At 41.0% G+C, this 24,531-nt stretch carries 29 protein-coding genes; 8 read left to right on the forward strand and 21 right to left on the reverse strand.

Annotation, left to right across the window (positions count from 1 at the left end; genetic code table 11):
- Positions 1-495: 495 nt before the first annotated feature.
- The 11 genes from BKK52_RS02465 to BKK52_RS02515 all read right to left on the reverse strand — a co-directional run bounded on the left by BKK52_RS02465 (position 496) and on the right by BKK52_RS02515 (position 10,592).
- Positions 496-1,713 carry an MFS transporter gene (locus BKK52_RS02465; RefSeq protein ID WP_077477772.1) on the reverse strand — a complete coding sequence of 406 codons (1,218 nt, stop codon included), beginning with the start codon at positions 1,711-1,713 and terminating at the stop codon, positions 496-498.
- 178 nt (positions 1,714-1,891) lie between these two features.
- Complete coding sequence (gene glmS / locus BKK52_RS02470; RefSeq protein WP_077477774.1) at positions 1,892-3,724, reverse strand: glutamine--fructose-6-phosphate transaminase (isomerizing); 1,833 nt, start codon at positions 3,722-3,724, stop codon at positions 1,892-1,894.
- 55 nt (positions 3,725-3,779) lie between these two features.
- Complete coding sequence (locus BKK52_RS02475; RefSeq protein ID WP_077477776.1) at positions 3,780-4,547, reverse strand: DeoR/GlpR family DNA-binding transcription regulator; 768 nt, start codon at positions 4,545-4,547, stop codon at positions 3,780-3,782.
- A 133-nt stretch (positions 4,548-4,680) separates the two neighbouring features.
- Complete coding sequence (locus BKK52_RS02480; RefSeq protein ID WP_077420456.1) at positions 4,681-4,953, reverse strand: HU family DNA-binding protein; 273 nt, start codon at positions 4,951-4,953, stop codon at positions 4,681-4,683.
- Between the two features lie 147 nt (positions 4,954-5,100).
- A complete protein-coding gene (locus BKK52_RS02485; protein ID WP_077420537.1) occupies positions 5,101-5,691 on the reverse strand; it encodes a YjaG family protein in 591 nt (196 codons plus the stop codon).
- 21 nt (positions 5,692-5,712) lie between these two features.
- Entirely contained in the window at positions 5,713-6,777 is a 1,065-nt protein-coding gene (hemE, locus tag BKK52_RS02490; protein ID WP_077420454.1) for a uroporphyrinogen decarboxylase, read from the reverse strand.
- Positions 6,778-7,575: an NAD(+) diphosphatase gene (gene nudC, locus BKK52_RS02495; protein ID WP_077420452.1), complete on the reverse strand. Its 798-nt coding sequence runs from the start codon at positions 7,573-7,575 to the stop codon at positions 6,778-6,780.
- Positions 7,576-7,654: 79 nt separating this feature from the next.
- Entirely contained in the window at positions 7,655-8,422 is a 768-nt protein-coding gene (locus BKK52_RS02500; protein WP_077420450.1) for an amino acid ABC transporter ATP-binding protein, read from the reverse strand.
- An 8-nt stretch (positions 8,423-8,430) separates the two neighbouring features.
- Complete coding sequence (locus BKK52_RS02505; protein WP_077477778.1) at positions 8,431-9,147, reverse strand: amino acid ABC transporter permease; 717 nt, start codon at positions 9,145-9,147, stop codon at positions 8,431-8,433.
- The gene (locus BKK52_RS02510) at positions 9,131-9,904 is read right to left on the reverse strand and encodes an amino acid ABC transporter substrate-binding protein (protein WP_077420446.1); all 774 of its coding nucleotides are present in this window, start codon (positions 9,902-9,904) and stop codon (positions 9,131-9,133) included. Before BKK52_RS02510 ends, BKK52_RS02505 begins: the two co-directional genes overlap by 17 nt.
- Before the next feature lie 79 nt (positions 9,905-9,983).
- Positions 9,984-10,592 (reverse strand): histidine phosphatase family protein, encoded by a 609-nt coding sequence (locus BKK52_RS02515; protein WP_077420444.1) that lies wholly within the window; start codon positions 10,590-10,592, stop codon positions 9,984-9,986.
- A gap of 199 nt (positions 10,593-10,791) precedes the next feature.
- Between BKK52_RS02515 and BKK52_RS02520 the strand changes: the two genes are divergently transcribed.
- From BKK52_RS02520 to BKK52_RS02540, 5 genes are all read left to right on the forward strand, one after another.
- Positions 10,792-11,673, forward strand: a complete 882-nt coding sequence (locus tag BKK52_RS02520; RefSeq protein ID WP_077420441.1) for a pirin family protein — start codon at positions 10,792-10,794, stop codon at positions 11,671-11,673.
- Between the two features lie 145 nt (positions 11,674-11,818).
- Positions 11,819-12,409 carry a Crp/Fnr family transcriptional regulator gene (locus BKK52_RS02525; protein WP_077420439.1) on the forward strand — a complete coding sequence of 197 codons (591 nt, stop codon included), beginning with the start codon at positions 11,819-11,821 and terminating at the stop codon, positions 12,407-12,409.
- Positions 12,410-12,530: 121 nt separating this feature from the next.
- Positions 12,531-13,598 (forward strand): bifunctional peptide-methionine (S)-S-oxide reductase MsrA/peptide-methionine (R)-S-oxide reductase MsrB, encoded by a 1,068-nt coding sequence (gene msrAB, locus BKK52_RS02530; RefSeq protein ID WP_077473661.1) that lies wholly within the window; start codon positions 12,531-12,533, stop codon positions 13,596-13,598.
- 53 nt (positions 13,599-13,651) lie between these two features.
- The gene (locus BKK52_RS02535; RefSeq protein WP_077473660.1) at positions 13,652-14,293 is read left to right on the forward strand and encodes a cytochrome c biogenesis protein CcdA; all 642 of its coding nucleotides are present in this window, start codon (positions 13,652-13,654) and stop codon (positions 14,291-14,293) included.
- Positions 14,294-14,332: 39 nt separating this feature from the next.
- Entirely contained in the window at positions 14,333-14,803 is a 471-nt protein-coding gene (locus BKK52_RS02540; RefSeq protein WP_077420433.1) for a redoxin domain-containing protein, read from the forward strand.
- A 240-nt stretch (positions 14,804-15,043) separates the two neighbouring features.
- Here BKK52_RS02540 and BKK52_RS02545 read toward each other — a convergent pair whose 3' ends face one another.
- Positions 15,044-15,409, reverse strand: coding sequence for a hypothetical protein (locus BKK52_RS02545; RefSeq protein WP_131826451.1), 366 nt, complete (start codon positions 15,407-15,409; stop codon positions 15,044-15,046).
- Between the two features lie 10 nt (positions 15,410-15,419).
- Positions 15,420-16,523 (reverse strand): glutamate 5-kinase, encoded by a 1,104-nt coding sequence (proB, locus tag BKK52_RS02550; protein ID WP_077420429.1) that lies wholly within the window; start codon positions 16,521-16,523, stop codon positions 15,420-15,422.
- A gap of 115 nt (positions 16,524-16,638) precedes the next feature.
- On the opposite strand from proB, the gene folA reads away from it, so the two are divergent.
- Positions 16,639-17,121: a type 3 dihydrofolate reductase gene (folA, locus tag BKK52_RS02555; protein ID WP_077477780.1), complete on the forward strand. Its 483-nt coding sequence runs from the start codon at positions 16,639-16,641 to the stop codon at positions 17,119-17,121.
- 27 nt (positions 17,122-17,148) lie between these two features.
- On the opposite strand, the gene era is transcribed toward folA, so the two are convergent.
- From era to BKK52_RS02590, 7 genes are all read right to left on the reverse strand, one after another.
- Complete coding sequence (gene era, locus BKK52_RS02560) at positions 17,149-18,057, reverse strand: GTPase Era (protein ID WP_077420425.1); 909 nt, start codon at positions 18,055-18,057, stop codon at positions 17,149-17,151.
- Positions 18,054-18,737 (reverse strand): ribonuclease III, encoded by a 684-nt coding sequence (gene rnc, locus BKK52_RS02565; protein WP_077420423.1) that lies wholly within the window; start codon positions 18,735-18,737, stop codon positions 18,054-18,056. The genes era and rnc overlap by 4 nt, the downstream gene beginning before the upstream one ends.
- A 1-nt stretch (position 18,738) precedes the next feature.
- Positions 18,739-19,788: a signal peptidase I gene (gene lepB, locus BKK52_RS02570; RefSeq protein ID WP_077477782.1), complete on the reverse strand. Its 1,050-nt coding sequence runs from the start codon at positions 19,786-19,788 to the stop codon at positions 18,739-18,741.
- Positions 19,789-19,796: 8 nt separating this feature from the next.
- Entirely contained in the window at positions 19,797-21,593 is a 1,797-nt protein-coding gene (lepA, locus tag BKK52_RS02575; protein WP_077477784.1) for a translation elongation factor 4, read from the reverse strand.
- A 238-nt stretch (positions 21,594-21,831) separates the two neighbouring features.
- Positions 21,832-22,119, reverse strand: a complete 288-nt coding sequence (locus BKK52_RS02580) for a hypothetical protein (RefSeq protein ID WP_077477786.1) — start codon at positions 22,117-22,119, stop codon at positions 21,832-21,834.
- Positions 22,119-22,352 carry a hypothetical protein gene (locus tag BKK52_RS02585; protein WP_077477788.1) on the reverse strand — a complete coding sequence of 78 codons (234 nt, stop codon included), beginning with the start codon at positions 22,350-22,352 and terminating at the stop codon, positions 22,119-22,121. The genes BKK52_RS02580 and BKK52_RS02585 overlap by 1 nt, the downstream gene beginning before the upstream one ends.
- 4 nt (positions 22,353-22,356) lie before the next feature.
- Positions 22,357-22,848 (reverse strand): DUF805 domain-containing protein, encoded by a 492-nt coding sequence (locus BKK52_RS02590; protein WP_077477790.1) that lies wholly within the window; start codon positions 22,846-22,848, stop codon positions 22,357-22,359.
- 131 nt (positions 22,849-22,979) lie between these two features.
- Here BKK52_RS02590 and BKK52_RS02595 point away from each other — a divergent pair, with 131 nt between their 5' ends.
- On the forward strand, positions 22,980-23,321 hold the full coding sequence (locus tag BKK52_RS02595; protein ID WP_077477792.1) for a helix-turn-helix domain-containing protein: 342 nt from the start codon (positions 22,980-22,982) through the stop codon (positions 23,319-23,321).
- A 47-nt stretch (positions 23,322-23,368) separates the two neighbouring features.
- On the opposite strand, the gene grcA is transcribed toward BKK52_RS02595, so the two are convergent.
- Positions 23,369-23,752: an autonomous glycyl radical cofactor GrcA gene (gene grcA, locus BKK52_RS02600; RefSeq protein ID WP_018357171.1), complete on the reverse strand. Its 384-nt coding sequence runs from the start codon at positions 23,750-23,752 to the stop codon at positions 23,369-23,371.
- A 262-nt stretch (positions 23,753-24,014) separates the two neighbouring features.
- Between grcA and ung the strand changes: the two genes are divergently transcribed.
- Positions 24,015-24,531 (forward strand): uracil-DNA glycosylase (gene ung / locus BKK52_RS02605; protein WP_077477794.1); only part of this gene is annotated, 517 nt, incomplete at its 3' end.

Below are 24,531 nucleotides of genomic sequence, written 5' to 3' on the forward strand. Positions count from 1 at the left end.
AAATGTTGGAGAATTTAACGAATGGATGGTGAAAACTTCCCAATTTAAAAACAAATTTCTAAACATTATAGGTATGAAATCATAAAAAAGCGAATAAGTTCGCTTTTTTCCCGATATTATGTAACAGTTGCAAAAATATTTATTTTAAGCAGTATCATGTAGCAAATGGACAAAAGGAAAAAATATAGCAACTGCTACATAATAGCGATTTTAAGTAAGTGTAGATACTGTCTCCCACCCACAAAGTCAAATGCTTTTTTAAGCCAAACAAGCTTGTTCACAATTGCGTAATACTGTTTTTTTTCCTAAAAAGTGCGGTCAAAAATAAAAGGATTTTTTTGTCATCAGATTTGATTTATGAAAAACTTATGAAGCAACAGCAAAAAGAAGCGGTTACGCTCCTGTTTAACCCTTTCTGTGACAGATATTTGTGAAAAGCTGAAATCCCGTATTAATCCCCCTTAATGAAAAGGGAACTAAAAAATTAATCACACTTTATTGTAATGCTTTACCTTTTAATTCAGGTATCAAAAACATTGTAGCGAGCATATCAATCACATAAATAATGGCTAAAAAGGCAATGGCAAGGCTAAATGAATAGGCAGAAACAATCGCCCCTACCACAACAGGACCAAAACCGCCTACTGCACGCCCTATGTTGAACAGCACATTTTGTGCCGTTGCTCGGGCTTGTGTCGGATAGGCTTCTGCCATTAATGCGCCATAGCCGCCCATCATTCCATTAACAAACATACCTAAAAAAGCCCCGGCAATGAGCATCACGGTCGGATCGGAAAGTTGCGAATACGCCACAATGCTCACAACGGCACCAAACTGGAATAATAAAAAACTTGGTTTGCGTCCAAATTTATCGGCAAGGCGACCAAAAACCCAGATGCCTAACATCATTCCACATACGGTAACCGCTGTCCAAATACCGGATTTCGTTAAGCTAAACCCCAGTTGTTTGGAAAGAAAATTGGGCATCCAAATCATAATGCCGTAGTAACCAAAATTTTGCACAGAGGTGAGCACCACCACACCAAGGCTCACTTTAGCGGTGGCTTTATCTTTTACCAACAGTTTGAAGGATTCCAATTTTGATGTTTTTTGCCGGGAAAGTGCGGTCTGTTTTTGGGTAAAAATTTCAGGCTCATGTAAGCGGGAACGTAAATACCAAGCGACAAACGCCGGAAAGATCCCAAGAATAAACATACCACGCCAACCGATATGAGGCAGCAACAGCGGTGTTAATAATGCCGCTCCTAACACGCCCACTTGCCAACCTAATGCTACATAAGAGGCCGCTCTGGCACGATGACGGGCAGGCCAAGCCTCAATTGCCAACGCCATACCGATACCAAATTCACCGCCTAAACCAATTCCGGCAATGGTGCGATAAATTAATAAATCCCAATAACCTTGGGCAAGTGCACATAACCCGGTAAACACCGCAAATAATACGATAGTCCAAGTTAGCACCCGTACACGACCATACTTGTCGCTTAATGCGCCGAAAACAATGCCACCGACTACCGCGCCGACTAATGTCCAAGTGACCAATGAGCCGGACTGAGCCGGGGTAAGATGAAGATCTGCGGAAATGGCAGTGAGCATAAAACCAAGAATGAGTAAATCAAAACCGTCCATTGCGTAGCCGACGGCAGAGCCAAGAAGGGCTTTCCAGCCATATTGATTGACGTGATGAGTCATATTGATGTCCTTTTACTACTCACAGGTAGTGTTTAAAGTGAAGAGCGTTGAGTGATAAACCTCAAATTGCGAGGTTAAAAATCGCGCGTAGTGTAAAGAATCTTTTTCTTTTAGGCAATAAAAAAGCACGGAATTTGCTTTTCCGTGCTTTTAAAAACATCGATAAAATTAACCGCACTTATTCAACAGTTACCGCTTTTGCCAAGTTGCGAGGTTGATCCACATCAGTTCCTTTAATTAATGCCACATGATAGGAAAGTAATTGCATAGGCACAGTGTAGAAAATCGGTGCAATGATTTCACTGACTTTTGGCATGGTGATAATTTTCATGCCTTCCGTTTCACTAAATCCTGCCTCTTTATCCGCAAACACATAGAGCTGACCACCACGGGCACGCACTTCTTCAATATTTGATTTCACTTTCTCTAATAAATCATTCGTCGGCGCCACGACGATAACCGGCATATCCGCATCAATCAGTGCTAATGGGCCGTGTTTTAATTCCCCTGCCGCATAAGCTTCTGCGTGGATATAGGAAATTTCTTTTAACTTCAACGAGGCTTCCATTGCAATCGGATAATATTCGCCACGACCTAAGAATAATGCGTGATGTTTTTCAGCAAAATCTTCTGCAAGCAGTTCAATTTCTTTATCAAAGGCTAAGGCTTTTTCAATATCTGCAGGAAGCGAATTTAATGCTTTGACAATCTCTCTTTCTTTTTCATCAGAAATATTACCGTTGAGTTTACCTATTGCTGTGACTAACATTAGCATCGCAGCAAGTTGGGTGGTGAAGGCTTTGGTTGATGCCACACCAATTTCCACCCCGGCACGAGTCATAAAGGCGAGATCCGATTCACGCACAAGAGAGGAGCCTGCAACATTACAAATGGTCATAGCCGCCATATAGCCTTTTTCTTTCGCTAAACGAAGGGCCGCAAGGGTATCAGCCGTTTCACCGGATTGAGAAAGGGTGAGCAATAAGCTATTTGGGCGGGTAACAAACTTGCGATAACGGAATTCAGAAGCGATTTCCACATCACAGCTGACCCCGGCAAGGGCTTCAAACCAATAACGTGCCGCCATACCCGAATTGTAAGAAGTCCCACAAGCCACAATTTGGACATGTTGGACGTTCTCTAAAATGGCTTTTGCTCCATTGCCAATGGCTTCCACAATCACATTGTTGTGATTGATACGCCCTTCCATCGTATTAATCAAGGCTGTCGGTTGTTCAAAAATTTCCTTTTGCATAAAGTGGCGAAATTTGCCTTTCTCTGCCGCATCATTTTCAAGGTTAGACTCATGGATTTCACGCGCGACTTTATTGCCTTGAACATCATAAATATCCACGGTACGACGAGTGATTTCGGCAATATCCCCTTCTTCTAAGAAAATAAAACGGCGGGTGACACTCAATAAGGCTAACTGGTCTGATGCTAAGAAATTCTCACCAATCCCTAAACCAATAACAAGAGGGCTTCCGGAACGGGCGGCCACTAAATGCGCCGGCTCACGGCTATCCATAACCACCATACCGTAAGCACCGGTCAGCTGTTTCACCACATTTTTGACCGCTTCAAGTAAGGAATCCGTGCTACGCATTTCCCATTCCACAAGATGAGCTATCACTTCGGTATCTGTTTGTGAAAGAAACACATAACCACGAGATGTTAATAATTCACGCAATTCTTCGTGATTTTCGATAATCCCGTTATGCACCACCGCAAAATGCCCGGAAACATGTGGGTGCGCATTGGCTTCTGAAGGTTCACCATGGGTTGCCCAACGTGTATGTGCAATACCGGTTCCGCCAATTAACGGTTTCACCGCAACCGCTTCATCCAAAGCTTTCACTTTGCCTAAACAACGCACCCGTTGTAATTCATGTTGTTCGTTGACCACTGCCACACCGGCTGAATCATAACCTCGATACTCTAAACGATGTAATCCATTGATTAAAATTTCTGCTACATCACGTTGCGCAACTGCACCGACAATACCACACATAAGTTTTCCTTATTGATTAACACTTTAAAAAAATAATGATAATTTTGACCGCACTTTATACGCAGATGACCTCTACGCCCTGCGCCAAAATCGCCTGTTTATCTTGTTCTGACAGCCCACTATCCGTAATCAATACATTAATTTGCTGCCAGGTTAATTCTACATTGGGCATTTTTCTGCCAATTTTCTGAGATTCCACCATCACGATCACTTCTCGTGACACCTCGGCCATCACTTGGCTTAACCCCACTAATTCATTAAAGGTGGTGGTTCCCCGTTCTAAATCAATGCCATCGGCACCAATAAAAAGCTGATCGAAATCATAAGAACGCAACACCTGCTCCGCCACTTTGCCTTGGAAAGATTCTGAACGGGTATCCCAAGTCCCCCCTGTCATCAACAATGTTGGTTCATTTTCCAATGCCCTAAGTTCTGTTGCTACGGAAAGGGAATTGGTCATCACAATCAACCCTTGTTTTCGATTAAGCTGCTTAATCAACGCTGCCGTTGTGCTACCGCTATCAACAATAATCCGATTATGATCACGAATTCGCTCTGCTGCCGCCTTGGCTATGACAAACTTTCGTTTCGAAAGTTCTTCATTTTCGTCAATCATTTCTTTTGGCATTAAAATTGCACCGCCATATTTCCGCAATAAAAAACCGCTACTTTCCAATGCGGTTAAATCCTTACGAATCGTGACCTCTGAAGTATCAAATAATTGAACCAAATTTTCCACGCTCACTTCACCTTGCTGTTGTAAAAGTTGCATAATAGCGTGTCGGCGTTGTTGAGTATTGCGTGGTTGGCTGTTTCGTTTCATTTTATTGATCTTATGATTATAAGGGATAAATTTCGGTTCGGAAGTTTATAGAAGCAATATCACTTTGTAAAGTAAATTTTAGCCAACAAAAAACCCTGCTAAATAGCAGGGCTTATTATCATTCTGACTTTAATTATTTGATGGCATCTTTTAATGCTTTACCGGAAACAAATGCCGGCACTTTAGAGGCAGCGATTTGAATTTCTGCACCGGTTTGTGGGTTACGACCTGTACGTGCAGCGCGCTCGTTTACTTTGAATGTACCGAAACCGATTAATTGCACCGGCTCACCCTGTTTAAGGCTTGCGGTGATCGCATCTAAAGTGGCTTCTAATGCAGCTTTTGCTTGTTTTTTATTTAACTCAGCTGCACTTGCAATTGCATCAATTAAATCTGTTTTGTTCATAATTTTTACCTTTTGTTAATTTACTTTGTTTATTTAATAAAGCGCGCTACCAAGTTCTATGACTAGGCAACAACAGCTGGTCGAAAGCATAATCTAACTTTTAAGGAAATAAAAGCAAGATTTTCAAAAATTGTGATAAATCTCACGTTATTGATTAAATTCTATGCCAATGTTGGATATACATTCAGTTCTGATTTCATTTTTTAGATCTAAAATCAATGCCACATCACGTTTTTCGCAATCCTTTAACAGGCGATAAATTTGCCATTGGACATCCAATTCCCCTTGGATATCCTCATTTTCTTTCAATTCCTGTTCGGAAAAATCACGATTGTTTTCCATTTCCAATAATGATGTGATCGTTCCCAAGGAAATTCGACTGATTTCAATGGCTTTTTCTAGGGTTTCTCCAGCCATAATTGCATGTAAAATTTCGGCTAACGCTTCCGCCGCATCCAATGCGGCTACAACGCCAAAATTGTCATAATCATTCACATCAGGAATGATATTTTCCAATTTTTCCAACTGGTTCTCAAAATTGATTTTGACGTCTTTTATCGTTAAATATTCCCAAATAAGATTGAGGATATTTTGATAGATTTTAGCCTCTCTTTCTTGATGGTTCATTTGGCAGAATAATTTGAAATTTGGCGCCATACGCTCACACAATGCCGCCATAAAGGTCAAATGTTGCCAACTTTCAAGGTTTTCTAAACGTTTATGAATAGGATTTCTCAGCGCTCTTTGCATTGGGATTTCCTATTTATGGTAGGCTTTGGAGTAATGATGAACCGCATCGACAAACACCTTTGGTGCACTTTCCGGTACATCTTGGTGAATACCATGTCCTAAATTAAAAACATGTCCGCTTCCCTCACCAAAATCCGCTAAAATCGACCGCACTTCTTGTTCGATACGGGCTGTCGGCGCATAAAGAACACTCGGATCCATATTGCCTTGCAATGCAACTTGATGTCCTACACGGGCTTTGGCTTCGGCAAGGTTGACTGTCCAATCTAAACCTATCGCATCACAGCCGATGTTAGCAATGGCTTCAAGCCATAATCCTCCCCCTTTGGTAAAGAGAGTGACCGGCACTATACGCCCCTCATTTTCACGAATTAATCCCTCGACGATTTTGTGCATATATTGCAGTGAAAAATCCAAATATTCACGATGCCCCAATACACCGCCCCAAGTGTCAAACACCATCACCGATTGTGCCCCCGCTTTGATTTGGGCATTCAGGTAAAGGGTAACCGCTTTGGCTAATTTCTCGAGCAATAAATGTAATGTTTGCGGTTCGGCATACATCATTTTTTTAATTTTACTGAAGGTTTTGCTACTGCCGCCTTCTACCATATAAGTCGCCAGTGTCCATGGGCTGCCTGAAAAACCGATAAGGGGCACTTCCCCTTTTAATTCACGACGAATAGTACGCACTGCATTCATCACATATTGCAACTCTTGTTCAGGATCAGGAATAGGAAGATTTTCCACCGCACTTTTACTTTCAATCGGTCTGGCAAATTTTGGCCCTTCGCCCGCACCAAAGCTTAACCCTAAGCCCATCGCATCGGGAATGGTTAAAATATCAGAGAATAAAATAGCCGCATCTAAATCATAACGGCGAAGGGGTTGTAAAGTCACTTCGCAAGCTAACTCAGCATTGCGACAAAGGGACATAAAATCCCCTGCTTGTGCACGGGTTGCTTTGTATTCCGGCAAATAACGCCCGGCTTGGCGCATCATCCATACGGGTGTGCAATCCACAGGTTGACGTAGAAGGGCTTTTAAGTAACGATCATTTTTAAGCGCTGACATTTAACTTTCCTTTTTGTGATCTGCTGCTTGACAAAGTTCAAGGGTAGCATGAATTAATTTTCGTGCGATAGTACCTGTTGGTGGTAATTCTGGCAAGGGCTGATGATAAGAAAACCATTGTGCATCATGAATTTCTGTTTCCTGTAAAACAAGCTCACCACTGTCATAATCGGCTAAAAATCCCACCATTTGCGAATTGGGAAAGGCCCAAGGCTGGCTACCAAAATAGCGAATATTTTTGACTTTAATGCCGGTTTCTTCCCACACCTCACGCATAACCGCCTGTTCAAAAGTTTCCCCCGATTCCACAAAACCAGCAAGGGTGGTGTACATCCCCCCTTCCGGTTGATAATGGCGTTTGTGATTGGCTAGTAAGATCTGCCTGCCACGGCGTACGGCAACAATAATAGAGGGATGAATAACCGGGTAAGTGCGATAACCACAATGACCACACTGCATTGCCAGTTCATCTTCCGTTTGCATATTCCTATGACCACACCGACCACAAAATTGATGGGTTTTCAAAAAATGATTAATTTCTACACCACGACTTAACAAATAAAATTTTTCTTCGGGCAAAGCAAGCAACGACCGTAAATTCACATAATCTCGTGTTTCATCATGTTGTTCAAGAAGCCACAAAGGCTCGTTATCCCACTCGCCAATTCTCATTCCCTTCAGATGATCGAAACCGAATGACGATGCGTTGCCATAAGGCAACTTCCCCTGAATTAAATACAAATGGCTCCCCTGTGTGAGGAGCCAATAACCGAAATCGGCAGGCAAAATAGCATGCATAAAATCTTTTCCTAAACTCACCGCACTTTGCGTATTAGCTATTCATCTTATCATAGAGAAAATGAAAATTTTATTCTCTCTAAATATAATAATCTAAATCGATGTTCATTTTCGCTTGTAATAAAAACTGTTTGGTTCGCTCTTTTTGCGGATTGCTAAAAAAGCCTGTCGCACTATTTTGTTCCACAATATGCCCCTCTGCCATCAACACCACGCTATCTGCCACCTCTTTGGCAAAATGTAATTCGTGGGTGACAATGATCATCGTCCAGCCTTCTTTTGCCAATAATTTTAAGGTTTGTAGCACTTCACCGACAAGTTCTGGATCAAGCGCAGATGTGGGCTCGTCTAATAAAATAAGCTCAGGTTCTACCGCAAGGGCCCGAGCAATGCCCACCCGTTGTTGCTGACCGCCGGAAAGTTGGGAAGGAAATAGCATTGCTTTGTCTTTAAGCCCCACTTTTTCTAACAAACCCAGTGCTTTCTCTCGTGCCTGATCTTTGGGTTGTTTTTGAACCACCACCATTCCCTCCATCACATTTTCAAGAGCAGTGCGATGAGGGAAAAGGTTATATTGTTGGAAAACCATAGAAGAACGACGACGTAATTTCAATTCATCAGATTTGCTGATTTTTCGGCTGAAATCAATGTTTAAACTGCCATCTGTGAATGTCAAACTGCCTTGCTCCGGTCGCTCTAACAAATTTAAACAACGTAAAAACGTGGTTTTTCCCGAACCGGAAGGCCCTAAAATGGCGACCACTTCCCCTTTATTGATTTCAAAATCAATGCCTTTTAACACTTGGTTGCCATTAAAATTTTTCTGAATATTACTGACTTTTAACATAATGAGCCCTATAAATGGCGTGACAGATGCTTTTCTAAACGCATTTGCCCCATAGCAAGAAGAAAACAGAAGATCCAATAGATCAACGCGGCTTCAGTATAAATGAGAATAAATTCATAGTTTTCCGCCGTAATATTTTGTGCCATACGAAATAACTCGGCAATCCAAACCAATGAGGCAAGGGAGGTGTCTTTTACCGTGCTGATAAACGTATTGGATAAAGAAGGAACGGAAATGCGTAAGGCTTGTGGCATAATGGTGCGAATAAAGGCCTGCGAATAATTCATTCCAATGGCATAGGAAGCCTCCCATTGCCCTTTGGGAATGGCTGAAATCGCCGCTCTCACCGTTTCAGCGGCATAAGCCCCGATATTGATAGAAAACGCAATAATCGCGGTTGGGAAAGGATCAAGCGTAATGCCCACCTCAGGCAAACCATAAAAAATAATAAAAATTTGCACCAACATAGGTGTACCACGAATGATGGAAATATACACCCGACAAAGGCTTTGCAAAATTTTTGTGAGCACATTGGGACCGGGCAAAGTGCAAATCACCGCCACAACGAGGGCAATGAGTAATCCAAAGGAAAACGCGATCACCGCCAGAGGAATCGTGTATAAAATAGCGGCTTCCAACATAGGCCAAAACGAGCTGATCGCATAATCAGCCCGTTCTGCATTCATAAATGGAAGGCTTGTCAATAAATTATTGAGTAATGTCATCACCAAACCATTTTATTGAAAGTTGTTTTAATGTCCCCTCTTGACGGAGTTCTTCAAGCGCTTGATTCACTTTAGCGATTAATTCTTCTTCCCCTTTTAAGAAAGCAAATCCTGTTGGGATTTTTTTATCGCTTTCTACGGCAATTTTTAAACCGGAATTCGGTTGTTTTTTGAGATAATCCAACACCGCTAATTTATCGTTTACCGTGGCATCAACACGCCCTTGTTTTACTGCTTCAAGATTTTGTGCAAGGCTATCAACGGTAACGATAATCGCCCCTTGCTCACGGGCATCTTTACTCCAGTTGCTGGTGGCAGATTGTGCGGATTTTTTCCCTTTTAAATCGGCAAAGGTTTTAATGCTGTCATTATCGGCTCGGGTCACAATAACGCCTGCAGAATAGTTATAAGGGGCGGAATAGTCATATTTTTTCAAACGTTCCGGGCTTGGATTGGTTTGGTTGGCAATCACATCAAAGCGTTTTGCATTTAAACCGGCATACATACCATCCCATGCCGTTTCTTTAAACTCAATTTTCCAACCTAATTTTTGTGCAATTTTCTCAATAATTTCCACATCAAACCCGGTGAGTTTGCCGTCTTTATCGTGGAAGGTGAAAGGCGCGTAAGTCCCTTCCGTTCCCACTAATAATGTTTTTGTTTTTTCTACACGATCGGCAATTTCCCCGGCATTAACAAAGGTTGAAAAAGCGATCCCAACAGATAAAAGTGCGGTCAAAAATAAGGATTTTTTCATCATTGTTTCCTCTTAAATCAATGTGTTTGCAATGCCTCGATTATAAAAGCCCCATTTAATAAAAAACAAGACGATTTATTTATGAGTTAGATTTTTTCGTTATAAAACAAGCATCGTTCAAAACCCAAATAGCGGTATTTTCCATAGGTAAGGTTTTCTGCCAGGAGTAAAATTGTTTCATCATTTGTGAACTATCCGAAGAAAAACCTAATAATCGCCAAATTAATAAACTCAACCAAATGCCATGGGTAAAGCAAACTGTCCGGTTTTCCGCTTGTTTGGCGAAAGCGAGGAACGCATCAATACGGCGGTTAAACAACACAAAACTATCCACCTGAGGGCTAAGTTGCAATGTCGGTTCTGCTTGTTGCCAAAACTGTTGAGAAAATGGGCGACGTTGTTCGGCATTTAAACTTTGAATAGTCTCAAAAGGCAAATAGGAAAATTCATTCAAGCATGCCAAGGGTTCGGCAGATAAGCCGTGATACTGCAAATAAGGAGCTGCCGTTTGCTGCGTGCGGAGAAATTCCGAAGTGAAAACTTGGTGGGGTTTCGGTAACCGATGAATTAACGCTTGTGCCTGCTGTTTGCCTTTTTCACTGAGTGGAATATTGCGATCAGGCAGACTTTCCCCCCCTGCATTGGCAAGACTTTCTGCGTGGCGAATAAGATAAAGTTGTTTCATCATAAAACTCCTTAAAAAAATAAACCGCACTTTAGCAGAAAATAGATTTGAGGTCAGGTTTTATCCCTGATTCTCCTGGCTTATTATTTCATTACAGTAAAATATCTTTTAACAAAACCGCTATTTATTCACTTTTTAACAAGTGTATAATGCACGCCATCAACAGAACGATAGGTTCTAACAATAAATTAAGGAGATGAATATGAAAAAAGTTGCAAATGTTTTCACTGCACCGGAAAAACACTGGGTCGGTAATGGTTTCCATGTGGCTTCTATGTTTAGTTACAACGACAGAGATAAAAATCTTGATCCGTTTCTTTTAATGGATTACAACGCACCGAAATTTTTCCAAGGTGGTCGCCGTGATAATTCCGAATTTGCCTTACGCGGCGTGGAAGAACATCCGCACCGTGGTTTTGAAACCGTGACTATCGCTTATCAAGGCGAAGTGTCTCACCGTGACTCTCACGGTGGCGGTGGCACTATCGGTACCGGTGATGTGCAATGGATGACAGCAGGTTCAGGTGTGATGCACGAAGAAATGCACTCAGAAAAGTTTGCAAAAGAAGGCGGATTATTTGAAATGGTGCAACTTTGGGTCAATTTACCTGCAAAAGATAAAATGACCACACCGAAATATCAAGCCATTAAATCAGCGGATATTCCAGTGGTGACACTCCCGAATAACGCGGGCTCTGTGCGGGTAATTGCCGGTGAATTGCTTGATACCAAAGGTTCGGCAAGTACCTTTACCCCAATTAATATGTGGGACACTACAATGAATGCGAATACTTCACACACATTTAGTGTGCCGGAAAGTCATAATGTGGTGATCTTGGTATTAGACGGTACGATTCAAGTGGGCGGTGATGCCATTGCCCGCCGTGGTGAATTAGTCACTTTCGAGCGTGGCGGTAGCGATGTTCTGATTGAAGCGAACAATGATGCAAAATTGTTGATTTTAACCGGTGAACCGATTAATGAGCCGATTGTGGGTTATGGGCCGTTTGTAATGAACACCCGTGAGCAAATCATTGAAGCCTTCAATGATGTACACGCCGGAAGATTCGGTCGCTTAGACTAATCCTCCTAAAAACCACCCGAAAGGGTGGTTTTTTGTTTCCCAATCAAAATTTTGTTATCCGCTTAACATTTTTGAATGTTGTCTGTGGCATTTCCGGCAAAGAATTTGTATAGTGACACGAACGCCATAATTGTGAGGAAGTGTGATGCCGAGCTTTTCTTTACCTCAAAAATTAACACAATGCCGCCTAACGGAAACCAAACGTCTTGAACGCAACAGCTTGATTTATTCCCAAGGTGAAACCGCACAAGTTTTCTATTTTTTGCAGCGAGGGCTGGTGGGACTTTATCATAGCTTGGAAAATGGAAAAGAAACGCTCATCCGTTTGTATCACGCCAATCAGTATTTCGGTTTTCGCACCCTATTTAGCGACACCGATTATCATTGTACCGCCCGCGTATTGCAAGATGCCGAAATCGTTCGTATTCATCCAGTTTCAAAAGCGGTTTTTTTAGCAGAAAATCCCCAATTCTCACAATATTTAATTAAACAATTAGCCAATGAACTCTATGATGCGGAACATCGCTTGACCAATACAGCTTACAAACGAAGTTATGAACGTGTGATCGAGGCTATTACAAATTTAACGGAAAACTACCCCGATTATCCTTGGACTTACCGAGAAGTCGCCGAGTTTTGCGGCTGCGAAACCGAAACCGCTATTCGTATTAGCCGAGAATTGAAAAAGCAGGGGATTTTAGATAAATCCCAACGTCATCTAAAAATTTGCGAATAAAAAGTCCGTTATTTTTACCGCACTTTTACCCTCCAATCCTCCTTAATTTAAAAAATCTGTAAGAAACCAACCACTTCCTCGTCTAACACAATATCACTTGAATTTAAAGGAGGACGCTATTATGCAATTTTCAAAAATTTTTCTATTTTTAACCGCACTTTGTGCTACAAGCCAATCTATTTTGGCATTAGAAAAAACCATACCAATACAAAATATGGAGCAAAAAACGATGACAGAACATCAACAAAATCAACGGGAAATTTATTTAGCCGGCGGGTGCTTTTGGGGCGTAGAAGCCTATATGGAACGCATTTATGGCGTGAAAGATGCCGTTTCGGGTTATGCCAATGGCAATACGGATAAAACCAGCTATCCCCTTTTAAGGGTGACAGATCATGCTGAAGTGGTAAAGGTCACTTACGATGCAAACCAAATTTCACTGGATAAATTGTTGCAATATTATTTTAAAGTGATCGATCCGACCAGTGTAAACAAACAAGGGAATGACACAGGCCGCCAATATCGCACAGGGATTTACTATCTTGATAGCGCAGATAAACCTGTCATCGACCAAGCGATTGCCACACTTCAAACGAAATACAAAAATAAAATTCAAATTGAAGTCGCGCCCCTTAAAAACTACACGGAAGCGGAAGAATATCATCAAGATTATTTGAAAAAAAATCCGAACGGCTATTGCCATATCGACATTACACAGGCGGACGAACCGATGATTAACGAGAAAGATTATCCAAAACCGAGCGATGAAACCCTCAAAGCTACACTCACCCCATTGCAATATTCCGTCACGCAGAAAAAAAACACCGAACGTTCTTTCAGTAATGAATATTGGGATAACTTCCAACCGGGCATTTATGTGGATATCACCACCGGTGAGCCGCTGTTTTCCTCTAATGATAAATTTGAGTCGGGTTGTGGCTGGCCAAGTTTCACCCACCCAATTGCCAAAGAGGTGGTGCATTACCAAACAGACAACAGTTTTAATATGCAACGCACGGAGGTGCTTAGTCGCAGCGGTCAAGCCCATTTAGGGCATGTATTTGATGACGGTCCGAAAGACAAAGGCGGCTTGCGTTATTGTATCAACAGCGCCGCTATCAAATTTATTCCATTAGCAGAAATGAAAAAAGCCGGATATGGCTATTTGGTAAAAACCGTTAAAAAATAACCCCTTTCCCCTCGCTTAATTTTAGACGGGGGGAAATATAAGGAAATAAAACAATGTTAGATCAACAATTGCTTATCGGAACGGTATTTTTAGCGGGTATTGCCTCTTTTCTGTCTCCCTGTATTTTTCCGATTATTCCCATTTATTTTGGTATTCTCAGCAAAGGCGGGAAAAAAGTCCTGAATACTTTTTTATTTATTTTGGGGCTTTCACTCACTTTTGTGAGCCTTGGCTTTAGTTTTGGCTTTTTAGGCAATATTTTATTCAGTGATACCACAAGGGTGATAGCCGGCCTCCTCGTGATTATTCTCGGTGTTCATCAACTGGGTATCATCAACATTGGTCTGCTGGAACGCACCAAATTAGTGGAAATCAAAACCTCGGGAAAATCCACCGCACTTGAAGCGTTCGTGCTTGGCTTAACCTTTAGTCTTGGTTGGACACCTTGTATTGGGCCTATTCTTGCCTCCGTTCTTGCCCTGTCCGGTGAGGAAGGTTCGGCACTTTACGGGGCAGCAATGATGCTGGTTTATGTCTTTGGCTTAGCCACCCCCTTTATGCTGTTCTCAATATTTTCCGAGCGTTTACTTAACCGAACGAAAAGCCTCAATCGCCACTTAGATAAGTTCAAACTTATCGGAGGAATATTGATTATTGTGATGGGCCTTTTATTAATCACCAATAATCTTATGTAATGTACACAATACCCTTTCACCAATAAAAAGGAAAAACCAATGAAAAAATTACTCTCAATCTTATTAATGACGTTCAGCTTTCACGCTTTCGCCACCACCAATTTGGCAGAGATATCCCTCAAAGATTTAAACCACCAACCCGTTAGTCTGGCGAAATACAAAGGTAAACCGGTGTATGTCAAAATGTGGGCTTCATGGTGTCCTATCTGTTTAGCCGGTTTGGCAGAAATTGATGATCTCAGCGCCGAGAAAAATCAAAATTTTGAAGTGATTACCGTCGTTTCACCTTCTCATAAAGGGGAAAAATCAACGGCTGATTTCATTGAATGGTACAAAGGTTTAGATTACAAAAACATCACCCTATTACTAGATGAAAAAGGGGAAATCATCGATCGTGTTCGTGTGCGGGGTTATCCTTTTAATGTTTTTTTAGACCCTGAACTGAATGTGAAAAAAACCCTACCGGGCCATTTAAATCCGGAGAAAATTCGCCAATTTGCCGAACAATAATCTAAAAAGTGCGGTTAAAAATCAGTAAGATTTTTCGGTATCATGTAACAATTACACAAAACGTTGATTTTAAGTAAGCATAGAATGTGTAAATTTTTAAATTCACGCACGAATAATATCAAAAAAACCGATATGTGCGTGGATTGTGCCCAATCCGCACACCCTATGGATAAATAAAGACAAACTTGCGCAACAACTGCATAATACCGAGATTTTTGACCGCTCTTTTATCAATTCAAACTAAGTTCGAGCCTGTTTTTTGCGCATTTTCTTGCTTTGTTTTTTCTGAACCGGCACGCCTTTTTTGTAACCTTGTAGCCATGCCAATTTCAACCCGTTTGACACGCCACCGTACTGTTGGCAATAATTGATACGCTGCTGTAACAAACTTTGTTGATAGGCACTGAAAGTTTTCCCCACCCGAAAGCCATCCAAATACCAATCATCAACATCTTGGCAATCCGCCGTATTTAAACGTTTCGCCGAACTGTTCACATTAAAAGGTGTGCGCCCGTTGCTGTCGTAATAGTGAATCTCACTGCCCCCGGCAACGGTATTGCCCGCAATAAAAACACATAACATAATGAAAATAAAGGAATTTTTCAAAATAAAATCCTTATAAAATAACCATATCATCACGGTGAAGGGCAACTGCACCATATTCATAGCCCAAAATCTTTTCAATTTCTTGAGATTTTTTTCCTTTGATTAACAATAGCGCATCACTATTATAACGTGGCATGCCAAGGGCAATATTTTTGCCCGCCTGATTACGAATTTTCACCACTTCACCACGGGAGAAACGCCCTTCCACGGCAACAATACCTGCCGATAAAAGAGATTTATTTTGCACAAGCATTGCTTGTTCCGCACCTTCATCAATGGTGATAGCCCCGGCTGAAGGGGCGGCAAAGAGCCATTGTTTGCGGCTTTCTAAACGATCTGAGTGATGGGCGGTAAATTTCGTACCAATATCCTGTTCATGGGCTAAATCCACAATCACATTTGAACGATTACCCGGTGCGATAATGGTTTCAATACCGGAACGCGTTGCCACATCGGCAGCGATAATTTTCGTACTCATCCCGCCGGTGCCAAGAGTTGTACCGCTTCCACCGGCAATGGAACGAATATGAGCGGTAATTTTATCCACCACCGGGATCAATTTTGCTTCCGGATTTTTACGTGGGTCGCTATCAAATAATCCTTGCTGATCCGTTAAAAGGTAAAGTTGCTCCGCTTGTACCAAAATTGCCACCAACGCTGATAAATTATCATTATCTCCCACTTTAATTTCCGCCGTCGCCACGGCATCGTTCTCATTAACCACCGGAATAATTTGATTATCCAAAAGAGCGTGTAAAGTATCTCGTGCATTCAGGAAACGCTCGCGATCTTCAATATCCGCACGAGTCAATAAAATTTGTCCGATATGAATATCATAAATCGCAAATAACCTCTCCCAAGCCTGAATCAGTTGGCTTTGCCCCACAGCTGCCAATAATTGTTTGGATGCAATAGTAGAAGGAAGTGCGGGATGATTTAAATAATGGCGGCCGGCGGCAATGGCACCGGAAGTGACAATCACTATACGAAAGCCCTCATGATGAAGTTGTGCGATCTGTCTGACAATTTCCATCATATGCGGCGAATTTAATTTTAGCGAACCTTGGGTTAAGGTACTGGTGCCAAATTTGACAACAATGGTTTTCTTATTCATTTTTTCTCGTTTTCGTTTCAAAAAATGCCGGTTAAGTTAGCATTAAATTGATGAAAAAGCATTAAATTTATAGGGCTCTGTGATATATTGCTCAGCAATTCAACAAGGAGTTTTTATGATATTCAGTTTAATTGTCGCCACTACCCTCAACGGCGTAATTGGCAAAGATAACCAAATGCCTTGGCATCTTCCCGCTGATCTTGCTTGGTTTAGAAAAAATACCACAGGGAAACCGGTTATTATGGGGCGTAAAACCTTTGAAAGTATTGGGAGTCCCTTGCCCAAACGGGTCAATATCGTGTTATCCCGCAAGCCTTACGAACACGACGGCATCATCTGGAAAAACAGCCTTGAAAGTGCGGTTGATTTTGTCAAAGATTCTGAAGAAATTATGCTGATTGGCGGCGGTGAACTCTTTAAGCAATATTTACCCCAAGCGGATAAACTTTATTTAACCCAAATCCAAACAGAAATTGAGGGAGATACTTTTTTCCCGATCATAAATTGGGATGAATGGCATATTGAATTTGAGGAATACCGAAAAAAAGACGAAAACAATCCTTACGATTGCCGTTTTTTGATTTTAGTAAGAAAGTAAAAAGTGCGGTCAAAAATGACCGCACTTTTACTCATCCATATAGCCCAAACTGCGTAATGCACGCTCATCATCCGCCCAGCCGGATTTCACTTTCACCCATAATTCCAGATGCACTTTGTTATCGAATAAGCGTTCCATATCCGCACGGGCTTCCATACCAATTCTTTTGATTTTTTGCCCTTGCGTGCCAATCACCATTTTCTTTTGACCTTCACGTTCCACCAAAATCAATCCGTTAATTTCATAAGTGCCACGTTCATTGACTTTAAATTGTTCAATTTCAACGGTAACCGAATAAGGCAGTTCCTCACCGGTAAAACGCATCAATTTCTCACGGATAATCTCCGATGCCATAAAACGTTGTGAACGGTCTGTTACATAGTCTTCAGGGAAATGATGCACACCTTCGCGTAACGCTGTGCGTACAATGTTTTCCAATTGGTGAACATTATTTCCCCGTTGGGCGGAAATTGGCACAATATGGGCGAAATCAAACTTTCCGCTTAATTCGGTGATAAAAGGCAATAAATCATCTTTATTTTTGATGTTGTCCACTTTGTTAATTGCCAATACCACCGGGGCTTTCGCATTGCGAAGTTTATTTAACACCATTTCATCATCGGCATTCCAATGGGTTCCGTCCACCACAAAAATGATGAGATCCACATCGCCAATGGCACTGCTTGCCGCTCGGTTCATTAAACGGTTAATGGCACGTTTTTCTTCAATGTGCAAGCCCGGGGTATCCACATAAATTTCTTGGTAAGCCCCCTCGGTTTTGATCCCCACAATGCGGTGGCGGGTGGTTTGCGCTTTGCGTGATGTAATTGAGATTTTTTGCCCTAAAATTTTATTCAAGAGCGTGGATTTCCCAACATTCGGGCGGCCTACAATGGCAATAAAACCGCAATAGGTTTTGTCAAATTGTGCTGTCATTTGATATCCAATTCTTTTAATACTTGTTCTGCTGCCGCCTGTTCTGCTTTACGGCGGCTTGAGCCTTTCGCTACAAAAGTGCGGTCAATTTTATCGATATTTTTCACTTTACATTCCACAGTGAAAGTCTGGCAATGAGGTTCCCCTTGAATGTTAATCACCTCATAGCTTGGTAATGCCAGCCCTTTACTTTGTAAATACTCCTGCAGGCGGGTTTTGGCATCTTTTTGATTATCACCGGGTTTGATTTCGGCTAACAACCTTTGATACCAAGTTCGAACCACTTGGGTGGTGAGAATAATGCCTTGATCCAACGACATCGCCCCAATAATCGCCTCCACGCAGTCTGCAAGAATCGATTCACGGCGAAAACCACCGCTTTTTAACTCACCGGAACCAAGAGAGAGATATTCGCCCAGTTCAAACTGACGGGCTAACATCGCGAGCGTTTTTTCTCTTACCAAGGTTGCCCGCATACGGCTTAGTTCCCCCTCATTACAATGAGGGAATTGATGATACAACGCCTCCGCAATAGTGAAATTGAGGATAGCATCGCCGAGAAACTCTAGGCGTTCATTATGTTTTGTGGCGGCACTACGATGGGTGAGCGCCAATTTTAAAAGCGAAATATCCTTAAATTGATACCCGATTTTTTGCTCTAATCTCGCTAAATGATTCATCTTATTTAATTGCCGTAAAAAAACGTTCGAAACGTAAGCCTGTCGGCCATTCATTCGGTTCTTTTTCTAAGCTCATCCAAATATAAGTGGCTTTCCCCACGATATTTTTTTCCGGTACAAATCCCCAAAAACGGCTGTCATCACTGTGATCACGGTTATCCCCCATAACAAAATATTGCCCTTCCGGCACAACCCATTCCGCCGTTGGGTTGCCTTCTTGTGGGAAAAATTCCGGACCGGAATAACGACGATAAGGGCTGATTAACACGTTATGTACCACATCGCCTTGCTCGGTCAATTCCAATTCATTTGGAAATGCCGGATTGGTAGGATTTTGGTGATATTCAAAGGTTTTGCTTTCACAGTTTACTTCGCAGACTTTCCCTTCTTTACCATATACAATTTTCAAGGTTTTTTGATCTATATCGAAAATCACACGATCGCCACCTTGCCCAACAATACGTTTAATGTAATCCACTGCGGACATATTTTCTTTTGAGCTTAAGGCTAAATTTTCCGCATAAGCGGCTCGGGTCGCACCAAGTCCTGTACGAAGTAAGGCCTGTTCCGGTGCTTTAAAAACGATGACATCACCACGTTGCGGTTTTTCCCCTTCAATGATCGTATTTTGGAAAATCGGATCTTTAACCCCATAGGCATATTTATTGACAACGAGAAAATCCCCGACACGCAATGTGGATTCCATTGAACCGGAAGGAATTTGGAAAGGTTCAAACAAAAAAGAACGCACCAAGAAAACCACAGCTAACACTGGGAATAAAGAAGATAAAAATTCCGAACCTTCCGAAATGGGTTCGATTTTTGCTTTTTCTTCATCGCTGAGCGTTTGACCGGAACGTTGCTCCATTCGGGCGATTTGACGCTGACGCTTAGGGGCGACAACAAAACGGTGATAACACCATAACACGCCCGAAAGTGCGGTCAAAATCAGCAATAAAATGCTAAATGTATTAGGCAATTGGAAATAATCCAACGCTTTCCAAATGCCAAATCCTACCGCTAAAAAAATCACAAAAAATAAATTAGACATATTGTTCCTTATTTATCCTTACCCACATGTAAAATAGCAAGAAACGCTTCTTGCGGCACTTCTACATTCCCTAAAGATTTCATTCGTTTCTTACCTTCTTTTTGTTTCTGTAAAAGTTTTTTCTTACGGCTCACATCACCACCGTAACATTTTGCCAACACGTTTTTACGCAATTGTTTCACCGTTGAACGGGCAATAATGTGGTTACCAATTGCCGCTTGAATCGCAATATCAAACTGCTGACGAGGAATTAATTCACGCATTTTTTCCACTAATTCACGTCCACGATACTGAGCGTTATCTTTATGCACAATTAACGCAAGAGCGTCCACACGCTCACCGTTAATCATAATATCCACACGCACCATATCCGCTGCTTGGAAACGTTTGAAGCCGTAATCTAAGGACGCATAACCCCGTGAGGTCGATTTTAAGCGGTCGAAGAAATCCAACACCACTTCCCCCATTGGAATTTCGTAGGTCAGTGCAATTTGATTGCCGTGATAGACCATATTGGTCTGAACCCCACGTTTTTCCACACAAAGCGTAATTACGTTGCCTAAATATTCTTGTGGCACCAACATATTACATTCTGCAATGGGTTCACGAATTTCAGCAATATTATTCAGTGGCGGCAACTTAGAGGGGCTATCCACATAAACCAACTCGCCATTTGTCATCTCTACTTCATAAATTACCGTCGGTGCGGTGGTGATCAGATCTAAATCATATTCCCGCTCTAAACGCTCTTGGATGATCTCCATATGAAGCAGCCCCAAGAAACCACAACGGAAACCAAAACCCAATGCCGTTGAATTTTCCGGCTCATAGAATAATGAAGCGTCATTGAGGCTTAATTTACCAAGCGCATCACGAAAGGCTTCATAATCATCCGAGCTGACAGGGAATAACCCTGCATAAACTTGTGGTTTGACTTTCTTAAAGCCCGGTAAAACCTCCGTTGCTGGATGATGTTGATGGGTTAAAGTATCGCCCACCGGCGCCCCTAAAATATCTTTAATAGCACAAACCACCCAGCCTACTTCGCCACAGTTCAATACCGTGGTATCCACTTGTTTTGGTGTGAAAATACCAAGACGATCCACGTTATAGGCCTGCCCGGTGGACATCACTTTAATTTTATCACCTTTGCGTAGTGTGCCGTTTTTGATCCGCACAAGAGAAACCACGCCCAAATAATTATCGAACCAAGAATCAATGATTAAGGCTTGTAATGGCGCCTCAGGATCGCCTTCAGGGGCAGGAATTTTCGCCACAATTTCTTCTAATACATCTTCAATGCCTTGTCCGGTTTTTGCCGAGCAACGCACCGCTTCCATGGCATCAATGCCTACAATATCTTCAATTTCTTCCGCTACACGTTCAGGATCTGCCGCCGGCAGGTCGATTTTGTTTAAAATCGGCACCACTTCGAGATCCATTTCAATGGCAGTGTAACAGTTGGCAAGGGTTTGCGCTTCTACCCCTTGACCGGCATCCACCACTAATAATGCCCCTTCACAGGCGGCCAAAGAACGTGATACTTCATAGGAAAAATCCACATGTCCCGGTGTATCAATGAAGTTTAATTGATAGGTTTCGCCATCTTTGGCTTTGTAATTTAAGGTGACGCTTTGCGCTTTAATCGTAATGCCACGCTCACGTTCAAGATCCATCGAATCCAAGACTTGTGCTTCCATTTCACGATCGGAAAGCCCGCCACAGGTTTGAATTAAACGGTCGGAAAGAGTGGATTTACCATGGTCGATATGGGCAATAATAGAAAAGTTACGAATATTCTTCATAAAAATGTTGGTTTTCTCAAAAAATCATTAAATTTAACTGGCGGATTTTACCCGAAAAGCATAAAAATCGCTAGGAAAGAAAGGAAAGTGCGGTGGATTTTTCGCGATTTTTCTTGATGAATGCGGTCTATCTAGGGGATAAAAATGAAATGAGCCAAATTTTAATTATTTGGCTCAACATACATTGCAAATGTAAAAATCAGATCGCTATTTTGGTGAAATATTTTTCAAACAAAACTTAACTAAGTTTGATAGCTTTCCCTTCAAAATCAATATATTCAATCGTTAGTTCTGTAAATTGACCTGAAACTAGCGCTTCTAACTCTTGCTTTATTGCTATTTCATATTGAGAATGATCGGCTAACTCAATAACTCTTGAAAAAAATAGATCTTTTTCATTTTGAGTTTCTAAGTATTTATAGCCATTCTCAACTAACTTATTTACAAAAGCTCCAATATCCACGCCTTTATTTGGACGAATGATAATTTTAGTTTCTGTTATGTGAGATGATGTAAATCTAGTCATTAGTTTCTTCTCCACTTATTTCTTTCTGGATCAACCTCAATAGACATAGGACAAAACCCTTTTACAACAATAGAAACTTTAAAACCACCTAAAGTTTCATAATAACAGCGAGTATAGAACACATCTCCCGTGTCTGACTCTCCAGTATTAGTAGCATACTCCCAATCTGCTAGAGCTACGCTAGAAGCTACTAACCAAAATACTACAAGTATTAATTTCCCTAACTTACGCATATTGTTACTCCTGTTTTTGTGTGATGTTGTGTTTTTTCCAAAATGGAATCGGCTCTGATCCAAATTGATTTTCTCCTTTTGTTCCTTTTATCAATGCAAGTGCGATAAAACAAATTATTCCGATGATTGCAAGTAATCTTATGTATTCACCCATTCCAACAAAGGAAAGTAATATCGCAATAATTTCAATTAGAATGATTGTTATACCTAACCCACTATTTCCTAAACATTTATCATAGTCATGTATACGTCTCGCAATATGTGAATATTTGAAAATGATTTGGAAAAAAAACAAAATTAGCATAATTCCAATTGCTATGATTTTGTATATAACTTCTACAAGAGGAGCCCTAATAATGTCTAAACAAGTAAGAATTAAAGTAAAGCACACCATAGATACAATTAAGAGAAACGGCAAGAAAATTGCAAAGTGCAATCTTCCAATACGCCCTTTAAACCCAAATAAAAAATTCCAAATTTTTTTCAATTTACTCATTTTTAACCTCTACTTTAGCAAAATATAACATAAACGAATTTATTGAAAAGATTATATTCATTTATAAATCTTCTTACAAGCATAAAAATCACTATAAATATGCAGTTATTGAATATTTATAATGTAAAGATATGGCAAAATTTGTTCCAAGCAAAATAGATCAATTAGTTGGTCGGCGCATCCAAAAAAAACGTAAGGAACTTGGTCTTACAGCTGAAAAACTTTCTGAATATGTAGATATTTCTCAACCTCAGCTCTCTCGCTATGAACGTGGTACAAACAAAATTAATCTGACACATTTAGTTGCAATTGCTACTTTTTTAAAAACCCCAATGAGCTATTTTTTTGCCGATTGTATGGATAAACAAGAATGGAATCAGGATGAATTAGATAGGACTTGGCTAGAACTAAGCCAATCTCAGAAAAGTATTGTGGTTCAGTTAGTGAAAGAGTTTAATAAAACATCAAACTAAAAAACAAAACCCCGATAAAATCGGGGTTTCTCCTATTCAATTTGAAATTATAGGCTTTCAGTGAAAGTACGGGTAATCACGTCACGTTGTTGTTCCGGCGTTAATGAGTTAAAACGCACCGCATAACCGGAAACACGGATAGTTAATTGTGGATATTTATCCGGGTTGTTTACCGCATCTTCTAAAGTTTCACGACGTAACACGTTCACGTTTAAGTGCTGACCGCCTTCCACTTTTACGGTTGGCGCTACATTTACCGGTAATTCACGATATTCGATTTGACCAAGTTCGCTCACCGCAACCACTTGATCTTCCTCGAAACCACCTTTTGCACATAAGCAGCGTGCTTCGTTGGTGTCGCTGTCTAATAACCAGAATGAGTTAAGTAAATTGTCATTCGCTGCTTGAGTAATTTGAATACCTTTAATCATAATAGCCTCCTAATTGGCATGTGTATAATCACAAAAACTGTGCAAATTTTATCAAAAATTTTGAAGACTTCAAATTCTTTTGATAAAGAACAAGTTATTTTTTTATAAACACTTTTATTAATTTGATATAAATCAATATATTTAGAATAAAACCTTAAACCATCTTGTTTTTATTAATATTATTTTTACATTTAACCTTAACCTACCGAGATGATCCCATTTCGTTTATAATATTGTTCATTCATTTTACTAGGATTTTATTATGCAAACTTGGACCGATGTGATCGGCAAAGAAAAAGAACAACCCTATTTTCAGAATGCGTTAAAACAGGTTCACCTTGCAAGACAAGCGGGAAAAACCATTTATCCGCCGCAAAACGAGGTGTTTAATGCTTTCAAATATACGGCATTTGAAGAGGTCAAAGTGGTCATTTTAGGGCAAGATCCTTACCACGGACCAAACCAAGCCCACGGTCTTGCCTTTTCCGTCAAACCCGAAGTCGCCATTCCCCCTTCCTTGTTGAATATCTATAAAGAACTCAGTCAAGATATTCCCGATTTTCAAATACCACATCATGGCTATTTAGTGAAATGGGCGGAGCAAGGCGTATTATTGCTTAACACGGTGCTGACCGTGGAACGGGGGCTTGCCCACTCACATACCAACTTAGGTTGGGAAACCTTTACTGATAGGGTTATCGCCGCACTCAATGAGCAGCGTGAACATCTCGTTTTTTTACTTTGGGGAAGTCATGCGCAGAAAAAAGGCAGTATGATTG

The sequence above is a fragment of the Rodentibacter trehalosifermentans genome (assembly GCF_002000545.1).
Taxonomy (GTDB): domain Bacteria; phylum Pseudomonadota; class Gammaproteobacteria; order Enterobacterales; family Pasteurellaceae; genus Rodentibacter; species Rodentibacter trehalosifermentans.